Origin of the sequence: Reinekea marinisedimentorum (assembly GCF_004341165.1) — a bacterium.
In the GTDB taxonomy this organism is placed as follows: Bacteria; Pseudomonadota; Gammaproteobacteria; order Pseudomonadales; family Natronospirillaceae; genus Reinekea; species Reinekea marinisedimentorum.
Genome location: NZ_SLZR01000001.1, coordinates 170,833 through 189,363, shown reverse-complemented (window position 1 = coordinate 189,363; position 18,531 = coordinate 170,833). Strand labels below are relative to the sequence as shown.

The following is an 18,531-nucleotide window of genomic DNA, read 5'->3' as shown; positions in this document are numbered from 1 at the left end:
AAGGATTAACAAGTGTCTATAAGAACGCTTTCCATTAATGGCGTTCGAAACCTGGAAAGCATTGATCTGTCACCGTCAGGTACGATCAATGTTTTTTTTGGCGAAAATGGTTCGGGTAAAACCTCAATTATTGAATCGGTTCATTTGCTGGCAATGACACGGTCTTTTAACCAGGCAAGAACCCGAACCGCACTCAGTCTCGATGCCGATTCACTCGAAGTCAGCGGAGACTTAACAGATCTCGGCAGCTTATCTTACCACCGAGAGCCGAATGGAAAATACCGGGTTCTGATTAATCATAAGCCGGTACAGTCAATCTCTACCTTAGCGCATTCTGTTCCCACTCAGCTTATCTATTCAGGCACTTTCAGTTTATTGGAAGGGTCACCGTCTGACCGCAGAAAATTTCTGGATTGGGGGGTATTCCACGAGTCCGAGGGGTTTTTAGAGGATTGGCGGCTTTTTCAGAAATGCCTGAAAAATCGGAATTCCTTGTTGCGATCTGGTAAAATTGACCGTTCCGAATTGCAGGTCTGGGAGAGGGGGTTTATTGATACCTCGGTCCGGATAGATCAGGCTCGCAAGGAATATTTAGCAATCTTTAGCCCTGTCTTTAAAGATATTTTATCCCAGCTGACGGATTTAGAATCAGTTGAACTCAGTTACTCACGCGGCTGGGACAAGACCAGAGAACTTGCTGACGTTCTCGAATCGCAAAAGGCTAGAGATTGCAAAATAGGTTATACACAGGCAGGCCCGCAACGCGCCGATCTGCGTATTAGAGTTAATCGATTGAACGCTGTTGATGTCTTGTCTAGAGGGCAGCAAAAGCTGGTGATCTGTGCTTTAAAAATTGCTCAGAGCGCGCTCTTGCAGTCTCAGGTGACCCAGCCAACGATTTTTTTGATAGATGATTTACCATCAGAACTCGATGAGCGTCATATCAAAAAGTTATGTCGGTTATTAGAAAATATAGGTTGTCAGGTTTTTATGACGGCTGTGGAATCCGCACCCTTAGTCAAAATCTGGCAACAGCCTGAGCAGGTTCGAATGTTTCACGTGGAACATGGGTCTGTTTCAAAGGTTTTTAATCTTGGAGAGAATAATGACAGAAAATTATGATTCCTCGAGTATCAAGGTACTTAAGGGGCTGGATGCTGTTCGCAAAAGACCTGGTATGTACATCGGTGATACCGATGACGGCACCGGTCTGCATCACATGGTATTTGAAGTAGTCGACAACTCAATCGATGAAGCGCTGGCGGGCTATTGCAGCAGTATTTCTGTAACTATTCATCCAGATGAATCCATCACCGTTGATGATGATGGCCGCGGTATTCCAACGGATTTGCACCCGGAAGAAGGGCGCTCAGCCGCTGAAGTTATTCTAACGGTACTGCATGCCGGGGGTAAGTTTGATGATAACTCCTATAAGGTATCCGGTGGTCTTCATGGTGTGGGTGTCTCAGTAGTAAATGCGCTGTCGGAAGAGTTAAAGCTGACCATCCATCGGGCTGGTAGGGTGCATGAACAGTATTACCGTCACGGTGTACCGGTAGAAGATCTAAAAGTGGTGGGTGAGACCGACCGAACCGGTACCAGCGTGCGCTTTAAGCCTTCAGCCGAAACCTTCGCCAATATTTCTTATTCTTTTGATATTTTAGCGAAACGGTTACGCGAACTGAGCTTCCTGAATTCAGGCGTTGCTATCCGGTTGTTTGATGAGAGAACGGGCTCCGAGGAATCTTTCCACTATGAAGGCGGTCTGAGGGCGTTTGTTACCTTCCTGAACAGCAACAAGACGACGCTGAACAACGTATTCCACTTCACCTATGAAAGGGAAGAAGATGGCATTGGCGTTGAGGTAGCGCTGCAATGGAATGATACCTATCAGGAAAATATCTACTGCTATACCAATAACATTCCTCAGAAAGACGGTGGTACCCACCTGGCGGGTTTCAGGGCGGCGCTGACCCGTACATTGAATAACTACATTCAACAGGAAAACCTGCTGAAGAAGCATAAGGTTTCCACCAGTGGCGATGATGCCCGTGAAGGTTTAACCGCGATCATCTCGGTTAAAGTGCCTGATCCTAAATTCAGCTCTCAAACCAAAGAAAAGCTTGTTTCCTCTGAAGTGAAGTCTGCGGTTGAGCAGGAGATGTCCAGAATCTTCTCTGAATACCTGATGGAACACCCGAACGAAGCCAAAATCGTCGTCAACAAGATGATTGACGCGGCCCGTGCTCGTGAAGCGGCCCGTAAAGCCCGCGATATGACTCGTCGTAAGGGCGTATTGGATATCGCTGGTCTTCCGGGTAAGTTGGCTGACTGCCAGGAGAAAGACCCGGGATTGTCTGAACTCTATCTAGTGGAGGGTGATTCTGCAGGGGGTTCGGCCAAACAGGGCAGAGACCGTCGTACGCAGGCCATTCTGCCGTTGAAGGGTAAGATCCTTAATGTTGAAAAAGCACGTTTCGATAAAATGCTTCAGTCCCAGGAAGTGGGCACCCTAATTACTGCATTAGGCTGCGGTATTGGTCGTGAAGAGTTCAATATTGAAAAGCTGCGTTACCACAGCATTATTATCATGACCGACGCAGACGTCGACGGATCTCACATTCGTACTCTGCTGCTAACATTCTTCTTCCGTCAAATGCCGGAGTTGATAGAAAACGGCCATGTCTATATTGCACAGCCGCCCCTGTATAAGATTAAGAAGGGTAAGCAGGAAACCTACATTAAGGATGAGAAGGCTTTAGAGCAGTACCTGCTTTCACAGGCGCTCGAGAATACCTCTCTGTTTGTCAGCCCGGTTGCACCTGCTATTCAGGACGTTCAGCTGGAAACCCTGGTTAATCAATACCGCTCAGTTACATCGCAAATAGAGCGAATGAGCAGGGTGTACCCTCAGGCGGTGCTTGAGCAGTTGATCTATATGCCGGAGTTGTCCTTGGCAGATTTTGCCAGTGAAGACGAGGTTTCAGCCTGGATTGAAACCCTCAATGATCGCTTTGCCGAGGTTAGTAAGGGGTCAACGCTGTATCAGATCTCTGCCGTAAGGGATGAGGAACGAAATATCTGGTTGCCAATGGCGCAGGCTACACAGCACGGTTTAACAACGGATTATTCGTTCAACTTAAACTTCTTTGAGAGTAAAGAGTATCGTGACATCGTTGAATTAGGTCGCACACTGCAGGGCATGATAGAAGAGGGTGCCTTCATTCAGCGTAATGACAAGAAGCACGAGGTGGCCAGTTTTGAAGAGGTCATCAGCTGGCTGATGAACGAGGCTAAACGAGGCTACCAGATTCAGCGCTATAAAGGGCTGGGCGAAATGAACCCGGATCAGTTGTGGGAAACAACCATGGATCCAGAGGTTCGTAGAATGCTTAAGGTTAAGATTGAAGACGCCATCGCGGCAGATAAGATCTTTACTACCCTGATGGGTGATGATGTTGAACCAAGGCGCGAGTTTATTGAAACCAACGCCCTAACGGTTTCAAATCTGGACTACTAAGTCGGCTGTTTCGCTCAGCTAAGCTTAAAAATCCCTGAAAGGCTCTGATTGTTTCACGTGGAACATTCAGAGCCTTTTTTCCATCAGATACACCGTATGGTATCTCTCGAATTTTCTTCCAGCCTCGCTCAAGGCACCGACTTCCTCAAAACCAAACTTTTTGTGTAGGTTGATCGACTTTTCGTTCGGCAAAGTAATCAGAGCATGAGCGCGGTGAACATCTTCACCTTCGAGCCGGTTAAAAAGCTCGGTATAAAGCATAGAGCCAACGCCTTTACGGGCAAGATCATTCTTCAGGTAGATGCTGACCTCTATGGAGGTGTCGTACGCTCGCTTAGGGCGAAAGGGTGCACTGTTGGCGTAACCGACAACCTGACCATCAAAAACAGCGACCAGACACTGATGTCTGCCGGTCTTTTTAAATTGATTAAACCAGGGCTTTCTTGTTTCGACACTGTAAAGCTCGGTATCGAAGGTGATGGCGGTATTTTCGATGTAGTGGTTTAGGATGGAGACAATGCTGCTCTCATCCTGAGTTTCAAGGTGCCGGATTTCTATAGTCATGAATGGTAGGTAGGTTCTAGAGTGGATTCAGAAAAGCAAAAGTATACTAGTGCGAAGGCCAAAGCCAATCTTTGGCGTACTTACTTCTCTGGTCCGGAATCAGTCCCTCGTCCTTTAACAGCTCATACTGCAAATGGCAGTTTGGGTGACTAGATATTTTGTGTTGGCTGTTGATAACCCGGTGCCAGGGCAAATCCGTATCGTCCGGAAGTTTCTTCAGCCAGGCCAAAATTTGTCTTACATGGACCTGGCAGAGCTTAGCGAGCGCGCCATAGGTGGTATAGCGCCCAGCGGGAATAGAGGCGAGGGTGTGATAGAAGATGGCTTGTTGATCAGCTTTGAGCATAAGCAGGCGAATGACTCCAAAAAGCTATCAGGCCGTAATTTGGTTACGGCCATTGCCTTTGCTGGCATAAAGACTGGTGTCAGCCCGGTTGATCCATTTTTCAACAGGCTCTGAGGCCTGCCTCTCAGCGACACCACCAGAGACCGTAATGGATACCGGTGTATTCTGAAAATGAAAAGGGCAGTTCTCAATGTGCTCGCGAATCTTCTCCACCGCTGTAAAAGCTTCGTCCAGGTTGCTTTGTGGAAGCAGCAGTATGAACTCTTCACCGCCGTAACGGGCCAGATAATCGGATTCGCGGCAGACGCGGCGCATTTCCTTACCGATCATTTTCAGCACCTTGTCGCCCACCAGGTGTCCGTACTGATCATTAATACGTTTGAAGTAGTCGATATCGATAACGGCGAGGCTCGTGGTGTAACCGTATCTGTCAGCTCTTGAGAGCTCTTCTGCCAGCCTGGTGTTAAAGCCCTGTCTGTTGGGCAGCTGGGTTAGGGTATCTATCATGCTCAGCTTGCGTTCTTTGTTCAGTTCAGAAATTAAGTTCAGGTTTTCTTTTTCCAGCTGCTGAACCTGAATGTTCATCTGTTCTTTACTTTGCTGTAGATCATTGAGCTTTGACTCGTAATTGGTCTGATAGTCTTTAAGCCTGTCCGCGATGTTATCGAGAGACTGCAGCAGTTCCTCTTTCAATGTAGTAACGGAGCACTTTTCATCAATCTTCTGCCGCGCTTCCCGCATTTGATCATGGATACTTTCATTGAACTGTTGGTTTAATGCTTTTAAATCGACCAGTGTATTAGAGTCGGTTTCTACTATCTGGGTGATATGGCTGAGCTTGGCGTTTACCTTAGCCAGATAGCCTTCAAACTGCTTCTTTTCTTCGGTTAATCGGCTCTGGACTAAGTAAAGCGTTTCATCGGTAATAACATCCAGATCCTTCCAGCTAGGCATCTGTTTAAGCTGACTGATCAGCTTTTCACAGGATTGATCTTCTATGTTCATAGCCGATAAGGTCTTCAAAACGGTCTTTAATTGCTTGGTAAGCCTGAGCCGAAGCTCATCTAAATCGGTTGTCTCGCTTACCCCGTCGGGTTCAGCGGCATCCAGGATGGTGAGCTCTTTGAACAACGGCTCCGCAACGCTTAACAGATCGGTGATGGTGGGGTTTTCAGTCTGCAGCGGAGAAATAATCTCACGGTTGCTTTTATCGAGAATTGAATCCAGGGTGTCTCTGAAGGTTTTTATGCCCTTGCTTTTTAACTCTTCAATATTGTCGTATGCAGTTTCGACTTCTTGCAGAACTTCATTAAAGCGTTGCTGATTAAAAGCGTTGTCTTTAAGCGTCTTGCGCAGCTCTGAAAGCTTGGCATCCATATCGCGATCATAGCCGGTTAACATCAGGCTTAAGCTCTGAGCACCGCGAATCAATGGCTGCTGCTCATTGGACATTATTGTTTCCTTCATCGAATTATTATTAGCTTCAAGAAAGTATAGTCGAAGCAGTTCTGATTAATAGAGAGGCTGAGCCGCGTCAGGGCAGGTCAATTTCCAGTGCAACGGGCAGGTGGTCAGAAAGCCTGAAGTCCAGAACTCCCATCTTAGTCACAGAGATATGCTTACTCAGCAAAATCTGGTCGAAGCATTTGGTTGGTTGCCAGCTTGGATAGGTGGCATGGCTGTGGGCGGCCTTTAAGTTGCAGTCTTTTAAAGCTGTATGATTGAGAATCCGGTTTACGTCGGTATTCATATCACCCATCACAATAACGTTATCGTATGGTTTGATCAGGTCATGGATGAACTTCAGCTGTTGATCCTGAGTCTTCTTACCCAGCGCCAGATGCGCAACCACGACTAAAACGGGCTCAGATTTAGACTGAATTTCGTAGGCTATGGCACCACGGCCCTTCAACCCGGGAAGCGCGTGGTTATCGACATTAATCGGCTTAACATTGCCAATTATGGCGTTGCTGTGCTGAGCGAAACGGCCCAGGTTACGGTTTAACTGCTGGTGCCAGTACTCTTTATTCGCAGCCTTGGCGAGGTAATGAATCTGGTTTACATACTTGGTTCTGAAGCTACCACCATCGACTTCCTGCAGGGCAATAAGGTCAAAGTGACGGATAAGCTCAGCGATCTGTTCGAGGTTGTGTTCGCGCTTATGGCTGGGCCAGACATGCTGCCAGGCGTTAAGCACATAGTCGTGAAACTTCCTGGTATGAATTCCAACCTGGATATTGTAAGAGAGCAGCCTTAGCGTGTGACTGCTTTCATACTCACTTTCACGCATGAAGTTGTGCCAAGGCTCAAGATGAATGGCAGACTGTTTGTTTTGAAAGCCTGATAATCGCATAACGTAACTTCTGAAAAGTTGTGAATCCGACTGTCAGTTTAGCAGGTTCCCTGCCGTTATATGGAGGGAACCCGTGAAGAATAATGCAGGGGAGAGTAAGGTTACTCTGCCGTAGCAGCCTCGTTTTGAATAACCCATTGAGCCGCATACAGCGCCATTTCATTGGAACCGACAGCACCGGAGTCAATACGGTATTTACCATTGGCAACCACAGACGGCGTACCGGTTATTTGGCTATCGCGGGTCAGGATGATGGACTGGTTCATTTTGGCATTTACGGCAAATGAATAAGCCTGCTTCATGTATTCCTCTTTGGAGATGCCAAAGCGGGTGAAAAAGTCAGCAAACTTAGCGTCAGTATTCATGCGGTTACGGTTGACATTAATCTCGTTAAAAATCTGAATATGCGCTGTTTCGCCCAAGCCCAGAAGCTCAACGACGTAGTAAGCCCTTACTTCCGGCTTCTGGTATTCGTTAAATACTACGGGTACTTGTGTGAAGCGGATATTGTCCGGTTTTTGCTCAAGAAAAGCCGGAATGCTTGCCTCCAAACGGGCGCAGTGGATACAGCTGTATGAGAAAAATTCCATAATTTCGCCAATTTCCTCTCCACGATAGGAGGTCTTAAGAGGCGTTGACAGGGTTGTGTAGTGCTTACCATCAACATACCTTGCGGAGTCTTCGGCATGAATCAGTGAAGCTGCTGTAATTAAAAGCGTAATTACAAAAAACCGTTTAAACATCGGGATATTTTCCTCTAAATCGAATGACAAAAAATGTTGCCTTAACCTTGGCGCTAAAAAAAGCGGCTAGGGATCATCCCTTACCGCTTTTCATTATATTTACTGCAGATTAACAGGCACTGAATCAGATTCTAGTGGAGCCCCTGGATATAGCTTGCCAGTGCTTCGATCTCAAAATCTTTCAGATTGAAAGCAATTGATCGCATGATCTGTGCATCGCCATCATTCATGCGGGCCTCGGTAGAAGGTTGATCCGCCCGGTAACCCTTCTGGAACTTCACTAACTGGCTCTCGATATAGTCTGCATGCTGACCGCCCAATGCCGGGAAGGTTGCCAGACTTAAACCACTGCCGTCCGGTGCATGACATCCAATACAAGCAGGTACACCGGTTTTAGCGTTACCAGCTTTGTAGAGAGCTTCACCCAGCTGAACCAATTCCGGATCGGCTTCACCGACCAGTACTGCCTGGGAAGAATAATAGGCTGCAATATCTTCAATCTGTTGGTCAGAAAAAGCGTCCAGCATTCCGGTCATCTCCAGGATGACGCGATCACCGCTTTTAATGTCCTGCATCTGCTTAACTAAATAGCTACTTCCTTGACCGGCCAGCTTAGGAAAAGTTCCCGTTAAACTGTTTCCATCGACGCCGTGACAGGCTGAACAAATGGCAGTTAAGGGTTGTCCGGACTCGGCATTGCCAGCAGCATTTGCCAGACCGATGAAGCTACCCATTACCAAGATGCTTGCGATCAGTTTCTTCATGCTTGTACCTGTTTATTAGTTTTATAGTCCTGAAGGGCATAATCTTGGTTCGCCCGAAAAGCTCGTAGTATATAGAGTAGCAGCATTTTATAGAAGAAATTGCCCAGCCAATGATGTAAGACCTTAGAACGAGAGGGTTACAGAAAATAGGCTATAACCCGTGGTTGCGTTGTGTAAGCCGGGTTAAAACGTCTTCTTTGTTGCTGATCGCAGTGTTGTGACTGAGGGCCAGTCTGCAATTTCCAGAAATGTTTGCATGAAAAAGCTACAATAGCCGACAACCTTTACTTAAGTCATATATAAGCAATGCAAACGATAAAATACGATTCTGCGGAATTTCTCACCAGTGCACAAAAGTACTCTCAATGCCCATCAGATACCGGGGCAGAAGTTGCTTTTGCTGGCCGTTCCAATGCGGGTAAAAGTTCGTCTATGAACACCCTGACCCGCAACTCTAAGCTGGCCCGAACATCAAAAACCCCGGGCCGAACCCAGCTGTTAAACTTTTTCTCTCTCAGTGGCGGCGATTATCGACTGGTCGACCTACCCGGTTACGGCTTTGCGAAAGTAAACCGGACCATGAAAGAAGACTGGGAAGAAAACATCGGAGAATACCTGGCAGAGCGGGTCAGCTTGAGGGGGGTCGTTCTGGTTATGGACATCCGTCATCCGATGACCGAGTTCGACCAGAGAATGGTGGAGTGGGCCGTGCAAACTGAAATGCCAATGCGCATTCTGTTGACGAAGTCAGACAAGCTGAAGAAAGGCCCGGCTAAGAATACCTACCTCAAAATCAATAATGAACTGCGCTCTCGTGCCCCCTGGCTTAGTGCTCAGCTGTACAGCTCGCTGAAAAGAGAAGGTGTGAATGAGTTAAGTGAATGGCTGAACGGTCAGCTGACCGAAACGATCGACTAGATCTGAACGATTGGTCAGTTTATGTTCAATGACGTTGCTGCCAGCCGCAGTTATAATTACAGGCCTGTTATCGGGAGCTGCCTATGAAAAAGCGTTTTATTGCCGGAGTCACCTGCCCTAAATGCGGTGCTCTCGATACCATCGTTGCTGTGAACAACGAAGAAGAAAAAGCCCTGATCCGTGAATGTGTGGCGTGTGGCTTTACTGACCGAATCAGTACCCAGGTCAATTCACCGAAAGAATTAGATACCCGTGTTTCACCTCAGAAGAGTGAAGATGAAGCACCGGTGCAGATCGTAAAAATTATTGAGTAAGAAGGAATACATCGTGTCGACTACAGAAGCACCTATCCGCGTTGGAATAATAATGGGTTCACAATCGGATTGGTCCACCATGAGCCATGCTTCCGAAACACTGCAGAAATTAGGAATTGAGCATGAGTGTAAAGTCGTTTCTGCTCATCGTACACCCGACTTACTTTTTGAATATGCTGAAACCGCTGAACAGCGGGGCATCGAAGTAATTATTGCTGGTGCTGGCGGCGCTGCTCACTTACCGGGTATGTGCGCGGCTAAAACGCATCTGCCAGTCTTGGGTGTGCCGGTGCAAAGCAGCATGCTCAGCGGTGTCGATTCACTGCTCAGTATTGTTCAGATGCCGGCTGGTATTCCTACCGGAACATTGGCGATTGGTAAGGCCGGCTCGATCAATGCCGCGCTATTGGCTGCGAGCATTCTGTCGAATAAATGCGAGAAAACCAAAGCCGCACTCAAGGCCTTCCGGGCAGAGCAGACGGAAAAGGTTCTGTCTAACCCGATTCCAGGTAAAACGCTATGAAGCTCGGAGTCGTAGGGGGCGGTCAGTTAGGCCGCATGTTGGCACAGGCGGCCTTGCCGCTGGGTATTGAAACAAAGTTTTTAGATCCGTCTGCGCAATCCTGTGCCGCTGCTGCGGGTCAGTTGATCTGTGCAGCCTATGATGATGCAGAAGGAATCCAACAGCTGTCTGAAGGTGTTAGTGCGGTTACTTTTGAATTTGAAAATGTCCCGCCCTTAACGGTAGAAAAGCTGTCTCAGAGTTTACCGGCTTACCCGCCTGCGAATGCACTGGCAACTGCAAGGGATCGCTGGGTTGAGAAATCCATGTTCCGCGATCTGGGTATCGATACGCCGGCGTTTGAAAAAATTGATGATCAGGAAACGCTCGATGCAGCCGTTGAAAGGCTCGGCTGTCCGGCGGTATTGAAAACCCGCACACTGGGTTATGACGGTAAAGGCCAGAAGGTTTTACGAAGCACGCAGGATGCAGCAGGGGCGTTTGCATTTTTGGGCTCTGTGCCGTTAATTATGGAAAGCTTTGTTGAGTTTGAATACGAGGTGTCCTGTATCGGGGTACGCTCCGCCAGCGGCGACTGTGTATTTTACCCGCTTATTCACAACGAGCATCGTCAGGGTATTCTGTACCGAAGCCAACCAATTCTGAACAGCAGCTTACAGAGCCAGGCTGAATCAGTGGTTAAAAAGGTCATGGATTCACTGAACTATGTTGGCACACTGGCGTTTGAGTTTTTTGTGAAAGACGATCAGTTGATCGCTAATGAAATTGCGCCCCGGGTCCACAATTCAGGCCACTGGACAATTGAAGGCAGTGCCACCAGCCAGTTTGAAAATCACGTCAGAGCGGTTGCCGGTTTACCCTTGGGCAGTACAGAAACGCGTGGTGACGTGGCCATGTACAACATTATTGGTAAGCTGCCGGTCATCGAAAAAATCCTCGCTATCCCGGGAGTTCATCTGCACAACTATGGCAAGAGCGAACGCGCCGGAAGAAAGATTGCACACCTCACCGTGACATCAGAAAGCGCAGAGCAACTGAACAGTCGTTGTAGCCAGGTTGAAGCATTGCTGGTCAATGATCTGGGTGTTTAAACCTGCTCATTGGTTTTAACTGTTTATCAAAGCAGGGCCGTATTCCTAAAGGTTTACGGCTCTTTTTTTTGGCTTAGTTAATCAGACTGCACGGCTAAAGTTCATAACATCTTTCGGAAAAAAACGTTCAGTAACCAGATGGAACGAACGGCAAAGAAAGCGTTAAAGCAAATCCAAAGATCAACGTTATTATCTGCAAAATATAGGCTGCTGAGACAAAAAGTTAAGAAGGCGGCAAGGACACTGTTTCTTAAATCTTTAGAACGTCGCGCACCGATAAATACACCATCCAGCCAAAAAGCTATGCCACCCGTTACCGGTAACAAAGCCACCCAGGGCATGACTTCTCTGGCCTTGGCAATCAAATCTTGCTGATTAGTCAGCAGATCAAAAATCTGTAAACCAAAAATAACAAATAACAGTGCAAGCAACAGCATAAAACCACCATTCAACAGTGCGCTGGCGCGCCAGACCTGAGTGAGTTGCTGCTGGTTTTTCTGTCCGTAGGCATGCCCGGTTTGAGCTTCTGCCGCGGCGGCAGTGCCATCGAGAAAATGCGCGATCAGGGTAAAAAATGTGAGTAGTACACCATTGGTTGCTAACGTCAGTTCGCCAAAGTTTGCTGCTATTCTATTGAACCAGATGAAAGCTGAAAGCAAGACAAAGGTGCGCACAAACAGGTGAGAGCTGACGTGAAAAATTGGCAGAAAGTCTTTTAGTTGAAAAACGAATGGCATCGGTTCTGTTACTTCGGTATTCAGCTCGCGAAGCGTTCTTCTTAAGTGGTACAGAATTAGAATAAGCCCGAGATATTCACTGATCACCGTGCCTATTGCGATACCGGCCGTTTTGTAACCGAGGCCGTAAACAAACAGAAAGTTAAATCCAATATTTAGAATTTGTGTGACGGACAGCGTATAAAGGCTGATGCGGGTGTTCTGCAAACCAATAAAAAAACCAAGCAGCATACTGTTGAAGACGATTGCCGGCACGCCGATCATACGAACCTTAAGGTAGAGTTCCGCCTGATCGAAGACGTCGGCTTCGGGCGATATCACATGGAGCCCGGCGTTAATGTAGAAGCGGTGGAAAACCAGCAGTACGAAGATGAGTACCGCTGCGACGATGGCATAGCGCATTAACTGATGAATCACCTGCAGGTGTTTTTCTGCACCTAAGGCCTGAGAAGTAAAACCGGAAAGACCCATGCCGAGAAAATTAAACCCCCAAAAAACATAGGCCATGACACTGGTGCCAACGGTCACTCCGGCAAGATAGAGGCTGCTTTCCAGGTGCCCGAGAATGGCGGCATCGGCCAAGCCAAGCAGAGGCAACGATAGGTTGGCGAGAATAACGGGCCAGGCAAGGTGCCAGGTTTTCAGCAGTGAAGCGGATAGCGAGGGTGTGTTTTCTGAAAGCGTCATAGCAAAGCTCTGGCAGGCATAAATAAAGAAGTTTACAAAGGCTACATCAATATAAAGCGTAACCCAGGCCATCGGTATGCTATTTTGCTACTACGGCAGCTAAAAATCATTCGCGTACGATTCTTAGATTTGCCAGCCAGGTGAAGAGCAGAGGGAAATCCAGTGCAAGGTTCAGTTGAAAATCAGAGTAAAACGTTGAAGCCCGTATTAATTACCGTCATTGTGGTAACGCTGCTGCTCGTGCCGTTTTTGGTTTATCGACTGGTGGCAACCGGTGATAACCTGAAGACCGTGTTGGAAGAAAACAATGTTCTGCTTTTCACTGAGCCGAGATCCGTTCCTTTTGTTGAACTGAACCGACACGACGGCTCACCATTTACAAGCGCACAGTTCAGTGGACAGTGGGATCTGGTGAATTTCGGATATACCTACTGCCCGGATATCTGCCCCACCAATATGGCGGATATGAAGATTGCCTATAACCAGCTGGCTGAGGCTGGCCTGGCCGATCAGGTGAATTTCTGGATGGTGACCGTTGACCCTGAACGGGATAGTACGCAGCAGCTGTCACTCTATGTTCCGTTCTTTCATCCCGATTTTGTCGGCTTAACGGGTAAGCCAGAGTCTATCGCCACGCTCGCAACCCAGTTGAGCGCTGTCTATTACCGGGAAGGCGATGGCGAAGGCTACACCGTTGCACACAGCGACAATTACGCGATCATTGATCCGAATGGCAAATTTGTGGCGTTAATGCGTCCGCCACACAGGCCAGCGCATATCGTTACTGCTCTGACCCGACTGATCGGGCAATAGGTTGAGACCGGGTTAGGTCCGTAGAGCCAACTGAACCAGATCAGCAGTAGGTACAAAGACGGCTGGTCTGAATCCTGTTCGAGTCGATTTTGCTGTAAAAGCCGATAGAATTAATAGAACAATCAGAATAAGCGGGGCACCAGCGTGAAAACCTTATTTCCGGAGATACGTCCTTATCGCACTGAATTACTCTCGGTCGGAGAAGGCCACGAGCTGTACATTGAATGCTCGGGTACAGAAACAGGCATTCCTGTGCTGGTGTTACATGGCGGCCCGGGTGCCGGGGCATCGGAACAGATGCGGCGGTTTTTTGATCCGGAGCGTTACCACATTATCCTGTTTGACCAGCGGGGTGCCGGCCGCTCCATTCCCCATGCCAGTACTGAATTCAATACCGTTCAGCATACCATCGCCGATATGGAACGTATCCGTAACCATCTGGGAATAACCCGATGGGTTCTGTTTGGTGGCAGTTTCGGAGCAACACTGGCGCTGCTGTATGCCGAACAATACCCGCAGCAGGTGTGCGGGCTGCTGTTACGTGGCGTATTCCTGTCGCGCCAACAGGATTTAAACTGGCTGTATAAAGAAGGTGCCGGGCGTTACTTCCCGGATGAATGGCATCACTTCATCAAAGAGGTTGAGGGTAAAACCGGCGAAGACCTTATCGAAGCCTACTATCAGCGCCTGGACGGTAAAAATGAGCTGGCACGGATCTCGGCTGCCAAGGCCTGGGCACGTTGGGAGGTAGAAATCAGCACACTGCGACCCAGCCAAACCTCTGCCGATTACTTCCTTGCGACTCACACCGCGATTGCACTGGCGAAGATTTCCAGCCATTACTTCCGTAACCACAGCTTTATTGAAGAAAACCAGATACTGGAAAATGCCGGTAAGCTCAATGGCATACCCGGCTATATCATCCATGGCCGCTACGACATGATCTGCCCACCGGATCAGGCCTTTGCGCTGAGCGAGCAATGGCAGGATGGAGAACTGCTCCTGGTGCGTGAGGGTGGCCATTCAGCGTTTGATGAGGCTATGATCGATGCGTTGGTCGGTTCAACCTGCCGTATGGCTAAACGATTAGGGTCTCCGGAAAGCGAAGCATGAAAGCATTAATTCAGCGGGTTAAGCAGGCCCGTGTCGAGGTCGATAACCAGCTTGTTTCATCCATTAACGCAGGCATGCTGGTGCTGGTGGGTATCGATGCACACGATACAGATGCAACAGTTACCGCCCTGGCAGAAAGGCTGCTGAAGTACCGCTTGTTCGCTGATGAGCAGGGAAAGATGAACCTGAATGTTCAGCAGTCCAACGGTGAAATTCTTCTGGTCTCACAGTTCACGCTTTCAGCCGAAACCAGGAAAGGGCTGCGGCCGGGCTTTTCAACGGCGGCAACCCCCAGTGAAGGTGAGCGGTTGTTCAATCGGGTGGTTGAGCATGTTCATCATCGACATAAATTCACAAAAACCGGTCAATTCGGTGCCGATATGCAGGTTTTTCTTCAAAATGATGGCCCTGTCACGTTTTTATTAGAAAACTGATTCACTTGGTCGGTTTTTTTTAGATATGGTTCTCATTCGGGATTACTTACTTATGAAGATTGGGAACCGCTTCAAGCGCAAGGGCGTCACTATGTAACCGCCTGCACAGTTTCCAGGCCTGTAATCGATATACTTTTATCAAACAATAGCTGGCAGCAGATTGTGACCGTCGACGACCCTAAAACGATATCGCCCATACCCCAAAGCAGCATTGAGACTGTTTTACAGGATTGCTGGGATCTGATGACCAGTGACGCAGAGCGTGCTTTGGCTCTGGCACAGGCGGCGGAACACAGCACACAACCGGAATCTGAACTCTATTTGCAATCCCGTTGCTATCTGGGCATGTGCCACTTTTATGCCGGTCGCTTTACCGAAGCCGTGGATATCTTAAGTGATATCGCACTGGCGGCTGCCCGCCTGGAGCAAAACGAAAACGCCCGTTTGGCCAACAATACATTGGGTATGTGTTACCACTCGCTGGGCAACTATGAGGTTGCGCTGGAGCACTACGGTTTTGCTGCCGACTATTCGCGGACTCTGGGGGATGATTCCCTGCTGTTAGCGCCGTTAATTAATTCCGGCACGCTGTTGTTTGATGTGGGTGATGTTGATTCGGCAACGGAAATTCTGACTGAGGTGCTGGGTCTGAATTTCGAGGGCGTTTCGGATGAAAATATCGCCGTTGTTTGTCTGCTTGAGGCCCGCACGCTCATCCATGAGGCTCGCTACGACGAAGCCTGGCAGGTGGCAGAACGAGCTGAAGCTCTGGCTCGCAAGGCAAATTACCACACCGGCATCTTCAGCAGCCAGCTTCTGCTGGGCCGCATTCACCGGCTTCAGCACAACTATGAAGCCGCCAGAGATATTCTGGAACTGTTGACTCATCAGCCAACCGTAGAGAATGTCGGTGCCGATGCGCTGGAGTACTTTCTGGAGCTGTCCAAAGCCTACTTTGCGCTTAAGCAAACCGATAAGGCGATTGAAACACTGAAGCGTGGTATTGGTTTAGTGGACCCACCGCGTAATAATTTAATGCGGCTCAAGGTGCTCGATCAGATTGCCTTTGGCTATCGGCTGAAAAAGGATCTGGCCAAAGAGGTGATTACTCTGCGCGAGATCGTCAATATTGAACGCTCAGAGCAATACTCTCAGGACCAGGATCTGGTTGTACGCAGCAAGATCAGGAGCCAACATGGCAAGAGTTTACTGGAGCAGGATTTAACCGAGCGCCAGAACGAGTTGCTGAAGGCAAGTCACCAGCGCTTAAGCCTGGTCAATGAGATCGCGCATCAGGTTGGCCAAACGCTGAACTTTGAAGACCTGGGCAACCGGCTGTTTAAGATTCTTGCGACTCACCTGGATGTGCACTTTATTTCGTTGATGACCATCAATGAAGACGCTCAGGCATTGTCCTTCCGTTTTATTGTCGATAGCGGCGTTATGCTCAAGGAAGCCGATATTCCTATCGCGCATGACAAAAGCTATGCCGCTTCAGTGGTAAAGACGCGCCAGCATATTTTAGTACGCGATACCGAAGTAGAAGGTATAGGCAATCAGATTGGCGATGCCGATGTTATGCCCCGAACCATGCTGTTCATGCCGCTGTTTCTTGAGGGGGCGGTTATTGGTGTCTTTTCCATTCAGTCGCCAATACCGGAACGGTTCGGAAGAAATGAAATTCAGTTGATGCTGTCTATTTCCAAATTTATTTCGGTCTCGGTCAGCAATATTTTATCGCACGAAAAGGTTCAGCAGTTAAATCAGATTCTTTCAGATGAAAAGCAGGCGATTGAAAACGCACAGAAGCGCATTGCTCATATGGCCTTTCACGACTCGCTGACGTCACTGCCTAATCGCCAGGGGCTGGAGGTTTTTGTTGATCGTCGCATCAAGGTTCAGAAGCGGCCTTTTCATTTGGTATATATCGATCTTGATAGATTCAAACCGGTGAATGATAAATACGGCCATCGTGTTGGCGACGAGGTGTTAATTTGTCTCAGTCGGCGAATTAAAGACTCTTTGCGGCAACGCGATTTTGCAGCCCGTATCGGCGGTGATGAATTCATTCTGGTGGTTGATGAGTTCAGCCTGAAGGCAGATCTGGAAAACTTTTTACAGCGGCTCTTGCAGGTTATTGAAAAACGCATCGATGTTGAAGATGCTCAGCTTTATGTTTCTGCCAGCATCGGTATTGCGCAATTTCCGTTGCAGGGCAACGACCTGGATGCACTGATGCACAATGCAGACAGCGCGATGTATGAAGTGAAGCGGGAAGGCAAGGGCGGTGTGAAGTCTTATTAGCCGCTGAGCGTTTACGAACCTAAAGGCTAATTTTGCAGCAGGAACACACCGATTTTCAGCAGCCAGATCACCAGCAGTACAGACGTAATCAACCACAGCATGAACATTAAATTTTCCCAATAATTTCTGATGCGGGCTTTAAAACCCTTCGCAGGCTCTGCTGCGTGATGAGCCTGTTTCAGCAGTACAAAACTGGTGAGCCAGAAGGCGCAGCCGCTGAAAGAGAGCAACCAATAGGCGGCGTCGAGGCCGGGGTAAATCAGCGGTAATACAAAGGTAAAAACCGCCTGTGCCATAGCCAGGAAGACCGGTACGGGGTACAGGTGCGCTATGGGTTTAATAAAACGATAAATGCGGGTCTTCATTTTCATCGTTTATACCTAACTAAGCCGCAAAGAAGATCATGGAGGTTCCGGTAACCAGAATGGCGGCCGCAATAAACGATGGCAGTGCAGGCCGCTGACCGGTCCAGATCCACAGGATCGGTAAAATCATTACTGGCGTGGTTGCCGAAAGGATAGAGACAATGCCAAGTGGCGCAACCTTGACCGCCCACAACAAAAGGCTCATACCAATGCCCATACCGAGAACGCCACTTAACAGGATTTGACTGTATATCTTTCTGTTGAGCTTAAGGTAGCTTTTAAAGCCTCCGGAAAAGGCCGGAAAAAACAGGCTGCTGATCAGAAACAGTGAGGCAACGCTGATGCGCACCATACTGGCAAACACCGGGTCCTGACCGCTGCGCATGGTATTGAACAGAATGAGAGTGCCCAGTGCCTGACAGAGTGCCGAACCAAATCCTGTGATCAAACCCAGCTTTACATTGCCGTTTGCGGCTTCCAGATGGTGAGTGCCAGCCTTGGCCCGGCTGAGAATAGCAATGAATACGCCGGCCGAAACAGCCACAACACCGACCAGATTCAGCCAGTAATAGGATTCATGCAGAATAAAAACGCCGAACAGAAAACTGATGGGTGCATTGGTGGCAAACAGTAAGCCGGCCATACGCGGGCCCAGAATTTTAACGCTGAAAAAGAGCAGGGTGTCGCCGAGGTAAATGCCGACAAAGCCGCTGAGAATGAGCGCGGTCATTGCGCCGGGTTCTGGCCATTGCCATTGCCGGGTCAGCAGCAACCAGACCATCAACAGCAGACCGACCGACAGCATGCGCAATGCATTAAAGGGTATTACGCCGATTGAACGGACCGGGCCGGTGGCCAACAGGCCGGTAACCGACCAGAGTGTCGCTGCCAGCAATGCAGCCGAATAGCCTAGAAGTTCCACGAAAGACAACCTGTGTTACA

At 48.6% G+C, this 18,531-nt stretch carries 19 protein-coding genes; 10 read left to right on the top strand and 9 right to left on the bottom strand.

Annotation, left to right across the window (positions count from 1 at the left end; all coding sequences use genetic code 11):
• Window positions 1-12 precede the first annotated feature (12 nt).
• Window positions 13-1,122 (top strand): DNA replication/repair protein RecF, encoded by a 1,110-nt coding sequence (gene recF / locus BCF53_RS00975; protein WP_132698959.1) that lies wholly within the window; start codon window positions 13-15, stop codon window positions 1,120-1,122.
• Window positions 1,106-3,520 (top strand): DNA topoisomerase (ATP-hydrolyzing) subunit B, encoded by a 2,415-nt coding sequence (gyrB, locus tag BCF53_RS00970; RefSeq protein WP_132698957.1) that lies wholly within the window; start codon window positions 1,106-1,108, stop codon window positions 3,518-3,520. Before recF ends, gyrB begins: the two co-directional genes overlap by 17 nt.
• A gap of 66 nt (window positions 3,521-3,586) precedes the next feature.
• Here gyrB and BCF53_RS00965 read toward each other — a convergent pair whose 3' ends face one another.
• From BCF53_RS00965 to BCF53_RS00940, 6 genes are all read right to left on the bottom strand, one after another.
• Complete coding sequence (locus BCF53_RS00965; protein ID WP_132698955.1) at window positions 3,587-4,084, bottom strand: GNAT family N-acetyltransferase; 498 nt, start codon at window positions 4,082-4,084, stop codon at window positions 3,587-3,589.
• A 46-nt stretch (window positions 4,085-4,130) separates the two neighbouring features.
• The gene (locus BCF53_RS00960; protein WP_132698953.1) at window positions 4,131-4,430 is read right to left on the bottom strand and encodes an MGMT family protein; all 300 of its coding nucleotides are present in this window, start codon (window positions 4,428-4,430) and stop codon (window positions 4,131-4,133) included.
• Window positions 4,431-4,457: 27 nt separating this feature from the next.
• Window positions 4,458-5,882: a GGDEF domain-containing protein gene (locus BCF53_RS00955; RefSeq protein WP_165901770.1), complete on the bottom strand. Its 1,425-nt coding sequence runs from the start codon at window positions 5,880-5,882 to the stop codon at window positions 4,458-4,460.
• Between the two features lie 82 nt (window positions 5,883-5,964).
• On the bottom strand, window positions 5,965-6,783 hold the full coding sequence (locus tag BCF53_RS00950; protein ID WP_132698949.1) for an endonuclease/exonuclease/phosphatase family protein: 819 nt from the start codon (window positions 6,781-6,783) through the stop codon (window positions 5,965-5,967).
• A gap of 101 nt (window positions 6,784-6,884) precedes the next feature.
• The gene (locus BCF53_RS00945) at window positions 6,885-7,526 is read right to left on the bottom strand and encodes a thiol:disulfide interchange protein DsbA/DsbL (RefSeq protein ID WP_132698947.1); all 642 of its coding nucleotides are present in this window, start codon (window positions 7,524-7,526) and stop codon (window positions 6,885-6,887) included.
• Window positions 7,527-7,657: 131 nt separating this feature from the next.
• Window positions 7,658-8,290 carry a c-type cytochrome gene (locus BCF53_RS00940; protein ID WP_132698945.1) on the bottom strand — a complete coding sequence of 211 codons (633 nt, stop codon included), beginning with the start codon at window positions 8,288-8,290 and terminating at the stop codon, window positions 7,658-7,660.
• A gap of 306 nt (window positions 8,291-8,596) precedes the next feature.
• Here BCF53_RS00940 and yihA point away from each other — a divergent pair, with 306 nt between their 5' ends.
• The 4 genes from yihA (at window position 8,597) to BCF53_RS00920 (ending at window position 11,136) form a co-directional block, all read left to right on the top strand.
• On the top strand, window positions 8,597-9,208 hold the full coding sequence (yihA, locus tag BCF53_RS00935) for a ribosome biogenesis GTP-binding protein YihA/YsxC (RefSeq protein ID WP_132698943.1): 612 nt from the start codon (window positions 8,597-8,599) through the stop codon (window positions 9,206-9,208).
• A gap of 83 nt (window positions 9,209-9,291) precedes the next feature.
• The gene (locus tag BCF53_RS00930) at window positions 9,292-9,522 is read left to right on the top strand and encodes a YheV family putative zinc ribbon protein (protein WP_132698941.1); all 231 of its coding nucleotides are present in this window, start codon (window positions 9,292-9,294) and stop codon (window positions 9,520-9,522) included.
• 13 nt (window positions 9,523-9,535) lie between these two features.
• Window positions 9,536-10,045 (top strand): 5-(carboxyamino)imidazole ribonucleotide mutase, encoded by a 510-nt coding sequence (gene purE, locus BCF53_RS00925; protein ID WP_279389119.1) that lies wholly within the window; start codon window positions 9,536-9,538, stop codon window positions 10,043-10,045.
• Window positions 10,042-11,136: a 5-(carboxyamino)imidazole ribonucleotide synthase gene (locus tag BCF53_RS00920; RefSeq protein WP_132698939.1), complete on the top strand. Its 1,095-nt coding sequence runs from the start codon at window positions 10,042-10,044 to the stop codon at window positions 11,134-11,136. Before purE ends, BCF53_RS00920 begins: the two co-directional genes overlap by 4 nt.
• Window positions 11,137-11,237: 101 nt before the next feature.
• On the opposite strand, the gene BCF53_RS00915 is transcribed toward BCF53_RS00920, so the two are convergent.
• Window positions 11,238-12,632: an MATE family efflux transporter gene (locus BCF53_RS00915; protein WP_132698937.1), complete on the bottom strand. Its 1,395-nt coding sequence runs from the start codon at window positions 12,630-12,632 to the stop codon at window positions 11,238-11,240.
• A gap of 123 nt (window positions 12,633-12,755) precedes the next feature.
• On the opposite strand from BCF53_RS00915, the gene BCF53_RS00910 reads away from it, so the two are divergent.
• The 4 genes from BCF53_RS00910 (at window position 12,756) to BCF53_RS00895 (ending at window position 17,224) form a co-directional block, all read left to right on the top strand.
• The gene (locus BCF53_RS00910) at window positions 12,756-13,373 is read left to right on the top strand and encodes an SCO family protein (protein ID WP_207902610.1); all 618 of its coding nucleotides are present in this window, start codon (window positions 12,756-12,758) and stop codon (window positions 13,371-13,373) included.
• 144 nt (window positions 13,374-13,517) lie between these two features.
• Entirely contained in the window at window positions 13,518-14,486 is a 969-nt protein-coding gene (gene pip / locus BCF53_RS00905; RefSeq protein WP_132698933.1) for a prolyl aminopeptidase, read from the top strand.
• Window positions 14,483-14,920: a D-aminoacyl-tRNA deacylase gene (dtd, locus tag BCF53_RS00900; RefSeq protein ID WP_132698931.1), complete on the top strand. Its 438-nt coding sequence runs from the start codon at window positions 14,483-14,485 to the stop codon at window positions 14,918-14,920. Before pip ends, dtd begins: the two co-directional genes overlap by 4 nt.
• Before the next feature lie 162 nt (window positions 14,921-15,082).
• Window positions 15,083-17,224, top strand: coding sequence for a diguanylate cyclase domain-containing protein (locus BCF53_RS00895; protein ID WP_132698929.1), 2,142 nt, complete (start codon window positions 15,083-15,085; stop codon window positions 17,222-17,224).
• A gap of 26 nt (window positions 17,225-17,250) precedes the next feature.
• On the opposite strand, the gene BCF53_RS00890 is transcribed toward BCF53_RS00895, so the two are convergent.
• A complete protein-coding gene (locus BCF53_RS00890; RefSeq protein WP_132698927.1) occupies window positions 17,251-17,595 on the bottom strand; it encodes a hypothetical protein in 345 nt (114 codons plus the stop codon).
• Between the two features lie 13 nt (window positions 17,596-17,608).
• The gene (locus BCF53_RS00885) at window positions 17,609-18,511 is read right to left on the bottom strand and encodes a DMT family transporter (RefSeq protein ID WP_132698925.1); all 903 of its coding nucleotides are present in this window, start codon (window positions 18,509-18,511) and stop codon (window positions 17,609-17,611) included.
• Window positions 18,512-18,531: the final 20 nt, after the last annotated feature.